5 protein-coding genes are annotated in these 6,455 nt (G+C 64.3%); all 5 read left to right on the plus strand.

What is annotated here, in order from left to right; translation table 11 throughout:
* Positions 1 to 32 precede the first annotated feature (32 nt).
* The 5 genes from FXB38_RS02620 to FXB38_RS02640 all read left to right on the plus strand — a co-directional run bounded on the left by FXB38_RS02620 (position 33) and on the right by FXB38_RS02640 (position 6,258).
* Positions 33 to 1,181, plus strand: coding sequence for an ABC transporter substrate-binding protein (locus FXB38_RS02620; protein WP_148749210.1), 1,149 nt, complete (start codon positions 33 to 35; stop codon positions 1,179 to 1,181).
* A gap of 42 nt (positions 1,182 to 1,223) precedes the next feature.
* Positions 1,224 to 2,267, plus strand: a complete 1,044-nt coding sequence (locus tag FXB38_RS02625; protein WP_148749211.1) for a branched-chain amino acid ABC transporter permease — start codon at positions 1,224 to 1,226, stop codon at positions 2,265 to 2,267.
* Positions 2,264 to 4,033: a branched-chain amino acid ABC transporter ATP-binding protein/permease gene (locus tag FXB38_RS02630; RefSeq protein WP_148749212.1), complete on the plus strand. Its 1,770-nt coding sequence runs from the start codon at positions 2,264 to 2,266 to the stop codon at positions 4,031 to 4,033. The genes FXB38_RS02625 and FXB38_RS02630 overlap by 4 nt, the downstream gene beginning before the upstream one ends.
* Positions 4,030 to 4,743, plus strand: coding sequence for an ABC transporter ATP-binding protein (locus FXB38_RS02635; RefSeq protein ID WP_148749213.1), 714 nt, complete (start codon positions 4,030 to 4,032; stop codon positions 4,741 to 4,743). The genes FXB38_RS02630 and FXB38_RS02635 overlap by 4 nt, the downstream gene beginning before the upstream one ends.
* A 348-nt stretch (positions 4,744 to 5,091) precedes the next feature.
* Positions 5,092 to 6,258, plus strand: a complete 1,167-nt coding sequence (locus FXB38_RS02640) for a YncE family protein (protein ID WP_148749214.1) — start codon at positions 5,092 to 5,094, stop codon at positions 6,256 to 6,258.
* Positions 6,259 to 6,455 lie beyond the last annotated feature (197 nt).

Here is a 6,455-nt window from a genome sequence, read left to right on the forward strand (position 1 = left end):
TTCCTATCCAGCATCAACGGAGGAGAACGCAAATGCGCAAGACTCTGAGCCTATTTGTACTTGTCGCCGGTGTCTTCGCAGCTCCGGCCGCGCAGGCCGACATCACCATCGGTTTCGTCACCTCGCTCAGCGGCAACGGATCGTCGATCGGAATCCCCTATGGGCGCGGCATCAATGCGGCCTATGAATACAAGAAGACCATCAACGGCGAGACCATTCGCCTGATCCAGCTCGACGACGGCTCCGACCCGTCGGCCGCGACCCGCAATGCGCGCAAGCTCGTGGAAGAAGAGAAGGTCGACCTGCTGATCGGCACCGCGACCGCCCCCTCGACTATCGCGATGGCGGCGGTGGCGAGCGAGCTGAAAGTGCCGATGATCGCGGTCTCGCCGATCGGCAAGCTGCCGGAAACTCCCGAGCAGTGGGTGGTGTCGGTGCCGCAGCCGGCCTCCCTGCTCGTCAAGATCGTCGCCGACCGCATGAAGCGCGATGGCATAAAGAATATCGGCTATATCGGCTTCTCCGACGCATGGGGCGACCTCGTCTACAACGGCGCCAAGGCAGCCGAAGCCGCCGGTGACATCAAGATCCAGACCAACGAGCGATACGCTCGCACCGACACTTCGGTCACCGCACAGATCCTGAAGGTGCTTGCCGCCCGGCCGGACGCCGTGCTGGACGGCGGCTCGGGGACGCAAGGCGCGCTGCCTCTCCTCAGCCTCGCCGACCGCGGCTTCAAGGGCAACACTTACGGCACGGTGGCGCTGGTCAATCCGGACTTCGTCAACGTCGGCGGCAAGGCCGCTGACGGCATCCAGGTCTCCGCAGGTCCCGTCATCGTGGCCGAGCAGCTTCCCGACGAGCACTTCGCCAAGAAGATCGCGCTGGATTTCCGCAACGTCTACCAGAAGACCCACAACATCCCGACCACCGACGGCTTCTCCGCCTACTCCTTCGACGCCTGGCTGATTTTCGCAAACGCCGCCGAGCGCGCGCTCAAGATCGCGAAGCCCGGAACGGCGGAGTTCCGCACCGCGCTGCGGGACGCGATCCTCAGCACCAAGGAGCTGCCGGGCGTGCATGCCGTCTATAACTTCAAGCCGGGCTCGGTGACCGGCGTCGACGAGCGCTCGCTCGTCGTGGTGCGCCTGAGCGGCGGCGCCTGGAAGTATGCGCCGTAGTCCGAAGGCGGCAGACAGTCAGGGCGGAGGAACGGCGTCTCAATGACGAGCGACATCGCAGCCATCCTTGCGATCGACGGGATCGCCACCGGCGCAGTCTATGCGCTGGTGGCGATCGGGACCGTCCTCATCTTCACGGTGACACGGGTCATCTTCATTCCCTTCGGCGACATCGCCGCGTTCACCGCGCTGACGCTGGCCGCCCTCGATGCGAAGCGCTTTCCGGGCACGGGAGCGCTGGTCGTCATCCTCGCCTGCCTTGCGACGCTGATCGAGATCATCTCGATGGTACGCTCCGGCGAGCTTCGCTTGCTGCCACGCGCGCTCTTGTTCTATCTCGCGCTTCCGCTCGCCGTGGTCGGCCTCGCTTGGCTCGCGATGCGCGCCGAGCCGCCGCTCGCCGTCAGGCTCGTGCTTGCCTTGATGCTGATCACGCCGATCGCCCCGCTGCTGGATCGGATCGTGTTCCGTCCGATCGCAGACGGAACGGTGCTATTGCTGCTGACGGTCTCCGTCGCTCTGCATTTCGCACTGGTCGGCCTGGGGCTGCTGTTCTTCGGACCTGAAGGTGTCAGGACCGAACCGCTGACGTCGCTCTCGACCGAACTCGCCGGCGTCCTGATCTCGGGCCAGACCATGCTGATCGTGATCGCGGCCCTTGTCTTCTCCGGCCTCCTCTATCTCTTCTTCGACTTCACGCTGGTCGGAAAATCGCTGCGCGCCACCGCCGTGAACCGGACCGGCTCCCGCCTGATGGGGATCCGGCCCGCCCGCGCCGGTACCATCGCCTATCTGCTGGGGTCGTTGATGGCGGGCGTCTCCGGAATCCTGATCGCGCCTGTGAATACTGTGTTCTACGATTCCGGCTTTCTGATCGGCCTCAAGGCCTTCGTCGGCGCCATCGTCGGCGGCATGACCAGCTATCCCGGTGCGGCGATCGGCGCCGTCGGCGTCGGCCTCCTCGAAAGCTTTGCGTCCTTCGAGAGCAGCGCGCTGAAGGACGTCATCGTGTTCTCGCTGCTGATCCCGATCCTGATCTGGCGATCCCTCGCCTCGCTGCATTCCGACGAGGAGATCGAGGAATGACGCGCCTTCACGTTCAGCTTGCGGCAATGGCAGCGGTGATGTGCCTCGCGCTCGCGCCTCTGGTCCTGAGCCCCTTCAGCATCACGCTGATGAACTATATCGGGATCTATTCGCTGGTCGCGATCGGGCTCGCGCTCCTCACCGGCGTCGGCGGCATCGTGTCGTTCGGACAGGCCGCCTTCGTGGGCATCGCGGCCTATGCCACCGCCTGGGTCTCCGCATTGAACGGGTATTCGCCGTGGCTCGGCCTCGTCTTTGGCGTTGCGATGACCTGCGCTGTCGCGGCCATCCTCGGCGTCGTCACCTTGCGGCTTCAGGGGCATTTCCTGTCGCTCTCGACCGTCGCATGGGGCCTTGCGATCGGCTTCCTGTTCGGCAACGTCGAGGGGCTCGGCCGCTTCAACGGCATCTCGTCGATTCCGCCGATCAGCATCGGGGCGTTCGCGCTTGTCTCGAGCTCGCAGATCTATTTCCTGATCTGGGGCATCGTCGCCGCGGTCCTCCTGCTCGGATACAATTTGCTGGACTCGCGGCTTGGTCGTGCCATGCGCGCGCTCCGCGGCGGCAACACGCTGGTCGAGAGCCTCGGCATCAACGCCTTCCGGATCAAGCTCGTGACCTTCGTGATCGCAGCCTTCCTGGCCTCGCTCTCGGGGTGGCTCTACGCTCATATGAGCCGCTTCATCAGCCCGGGCCCGTTCGATGCCGGCATGGGCATCGAATATCTGATGATGTCGATGGTCGGCGGCGCCGGCAGCCTGCTCGGCGGTGTCGTTGGTGCCGCCGTCGTCACCCTGCTCAAGAACAGCGTGCAGGATTATCTGCCGCTGATCGCCAAGGGCGCTTCCGGACAGCTCGAGACCGTCGCCTTCTCCGCATTGTTCATCCTGTTCCTGCAATGGGCGCGGCAGGGCATCGTGCCGTTCGTTGCGCGCTACCTGCCGAAGATCAAGCGCGAGCGGCCGCAGCCGGCGCCGCCGCTGCCCCGCCGCGCGCAACCGACGCCGGGCGAGATGCTTCTGAAGGTGGACGGCGCCGAGCGCCGGTTCGGCGGCCTGGTCGCTGTCAACAATGTCAGCTTCGAGGTCCGGTCCGGCGAGATCCTTGCCGTCATCGGCCCGAATGGCGCGGGCAAGAGCACGATGTTCAACTGCCTGACCGGCGCGCTCAGGGTCAACAAGGGCGAGATCGTCTTTGCGGGGCGCCCCATCACGCATGATGCACAATCCCGCATCGCCAAGGCCGGCGTCGCGCGGACCTTCCAGCATGTGAAGCTGAGGCCGCGCATGAGCCTGCTGGAAAACGTGATGCTCGGCACCTACGCCCGCACCCGCAGCGGCCTGCTCGCCGGCGCCTTCCGTCTCAACCAGCGCGAGGAAGCCAGTGCGCGGCACGAGGCGCTGATGCAGCTCGAACGCGTCGGGCTCGGCGAAAAGCCGTTCGAGCTCGCGGGCAATTTGCCGCTCGGCAACCAGCGCATCCTCGAGATCGCGCGTGCGCTGGCCGCCGACCCGGCGCTGCTGGTGCTGGACGAGCCTGCGGCGGGACTTCGCCGCCAGGAGAAGCTGCGGCTTGCGGAGCTGCTCAGGTCGCTGCGGGCGGATCACCTGACCATCCTGATCGTCGAGCACGACATGGAGTTCGTGATGTCGCTGGTCGACCGCATCGTGGTGCTCGATTTCGGCTCAAAACTCTGCGAAGGCGCACCAGCGGCGATCCGCAGCGACGAGCGGGTTCAAGAGGCCTATCTCGGAGGCGTCGCGTGAGCGGAATGTTTTCCATGACGGACGTGACCGTCTGCTACGACAATGTCGAAGCGGTTCGTAACGTGTCGCTGTCGATCGAGGAAGGCCAGATCGTCACCGTCATCGGCCCGAACGGCGCCGGCAAGACCACGCTCTTGATGGCCGCCATCGGGCTGCTCGCCTCGCGCGGCCGCCTCCTCTTCCAGGGCAACGACATCGGCAGGATGTCCGTCGAGGATCGCGTCGAGCGCCGGCTGTGCCTGGTGCCGGAGAAGCGCGAGCTGTTCTCCGACATGTCGGTCGCGGACAATCTCCTGCTCGGCTCCTACAGCTTGCGCGACCGCTCCGGCGTGCAGAAGACACTGGACGAGGTCTATGATCGCTTTCCGCGCCTGAAGGAACGACAGCGCCAGGCGGCCGGCACGCTCTCAGGCGGCGAGCGCCAAATGCTCGCACTGGGACGCGCGCTGATGGCCAAGCCGAAGCTGCTCATGCTCGACGAGCCGAGCCTCGGCCTTGCGCCGCTAATCGTGCGCGAGATCTTTCGCACCATCGCGTCCTTGCGCGACCTCGGCGTGTCGATCCTGCTGGTCGAGCAGAACGCCCGTGCCGCGCTGGAGACGGCCGACTACGGCTACGTGCTCGAGACGGGCGAGGTCGTGCAGTCCGGCCCCGCCAAGGATCTGATCCACGATCCCAGGCTGATCACGGCCTATCTCGGCGGACATTAGAGCGGGCCGGGATCACACCCGGCGGCCCGCGCAACAAAACAATCGAAAACAACCCCATGCACAGTAGCCGGCGACAGCGATATCAATGGTTTAATCGCTGACATGCGGATTTTACGAAATTCACTTGATCCGTCGGGCAAAACAGTGGCACAATGCCATCATCGCCGCACATGGAGGTGGCTTGCACCGCCAACTGAAGGTGCGTCTGCCGCCGAACTTGCTCTTCCACGTATTGAATTCTGGCGACTACGTTTCGTCTCGGCGCGTGAATAATTAGCAGCCGTAAGCGGCGCACGGTAAGGTAGAGAAACCGGCTTTCAGAAATGGACCGGGCGGAGGGAAATCGCCATGAACTTGCGCAGTGCTCTTTGTGCCACGTGCCTGGTTGGCCTTGCCGCCAACAGTTCGGCAATCGCCGGAACCAACGATATCCTGATCGGACTCGACAACAAGATTACCTATGGTCCCGATGGCCCGACCAACGGCGCTCCAGGCAATGACGCCGTCATTGTCGTGGATGTCTCCGACCCCGCCAAACCCAGGATCCGTGCCAGCCTGCCGCTCACGAATTCCCTGCTCGGACCGCCGACCAACCTGCAGATCACACCGGACGGCAAGCTTGGCCTGGTCGCCAATTCCGTGGTCCACGTCCAGGACGGCGACGCCTGGAAATCAGTCCCGGACGACAAGCTGTACGTCATTGATCTCGCCGCCGATCCGCCGAAACTGATCGACACGGTGACCGTAGGACGGCAGCCGTCCGGCCTCTCGATTTCCAAGAAGGGCGACCTCGCGTTGATCGCCAACCGGGACGGCAAAAGCGTTTCCGTCGTCTCGATTCAGGGCTCGACGGTCAAACCAGTCGGCGAGGTCCCGCTGGAGCAGCAGGCTGCCGCCGTTGTCATCGCACCCGACGGCAAGCGCGCTTTTGTCTGCATGAATCTCGTCAACAAGATCGGCGTGCTGGCGATCGATGGAGAAACGGTGACGTACGACAAGTCGATGGACATTCCATCGGCCCTCAATCCGTACAACATAGACATCACCCCGGACGGCAAATACGTCATCGCCTCGAACACCGGCGCACAGAAGAACAACGCCGACGCCGAGGTGATTATCGAAGCGACCGGCCCACATCCCCACGTGGTCGATGTGATGAGCCCTGGGACCGGACCGGAAGGCTTCGCGATCGCGCCCGATGGAAAGACCGCGGCCACTCCGCTCCTGCTCGGCACTGCGGCCAAGGACAGCGACTGGTTCAAGACCAAGGCCGGCGAACTCGTGCTGATGTCCATCGGAACCGATGGTAAGCTGACGGTGACGGCGCGCGCGCCGCTCGGCGGCCTCCCGGAAGGCGTCGTCTACAGCGCGAACAGCGATTACCTGTACGTGGCCAACTATTTCGAAAAGGACCTGCAGGTGTTTCAGCTCGCCGGCGGGAAGCTCACCGAAGTCGGAGGTTCAAGGCTAAAGCTGCCAGGCCAGCCCGCATCCATGCGCGCGGCGGCGCGGTAGACCATGCGTCACCCCTGCGCCGGCCCGGAAGCATGGAAGAGCGCTGCCGCCGCCGAGCCGCGCCGATGGTTACGGGCCAGACGAGCCCGGCAGCCCGCTCTTACTCTTTGCGGCCTTCGTCCAGGAACGCCTGAACCGGAATTACAGCGACAGTGCGCTCAATCGCGCTCGCGTCCAATTAAGTGCACTGAAGATCA

The organism is Bradyrhizobium cytisi, assembly GCF_008123515.1.
Lineage (GTDB): Bacteria > Pseudomonadota > Alphaproteobacteria > Rhizobiales > Xanthobacteraceae > Bradyrhizobium > Bradyrhizobium cytisi.

Bases quoted from the DNA above. Each gene is read 5' to 3' on its own strand.
- FXB38_RS02620 (WP_148749210.1), top strand. From the start codon at position 33: ATGCGCAAGACTCTGAGCCTATTTGTACTTGTCGCCGGTGTCTTCGCA.
- FXB38_RS02625 (WP_148749211.1), top strand. From the start codon at position 1,224: ATGACGAGCGACATCGCAGCCATCCTTGCGATCGACGGGATCGCCACC.
- FXB38_RS02630 (WP_148749212.1), top strand. From the start codon at position 2,264: ATGACGCGCCTTCACGTTCAGCTTGCGGCAATGGCAGCGGTGATGTGC.
- FXB38_RS02640 (WP_148749214.1), top strand. From the start codon at position 5,092: ATGAACTTGCGCAGTGCTCTTTGTGCCACGTGCCTGGTTGGCCTTGCC.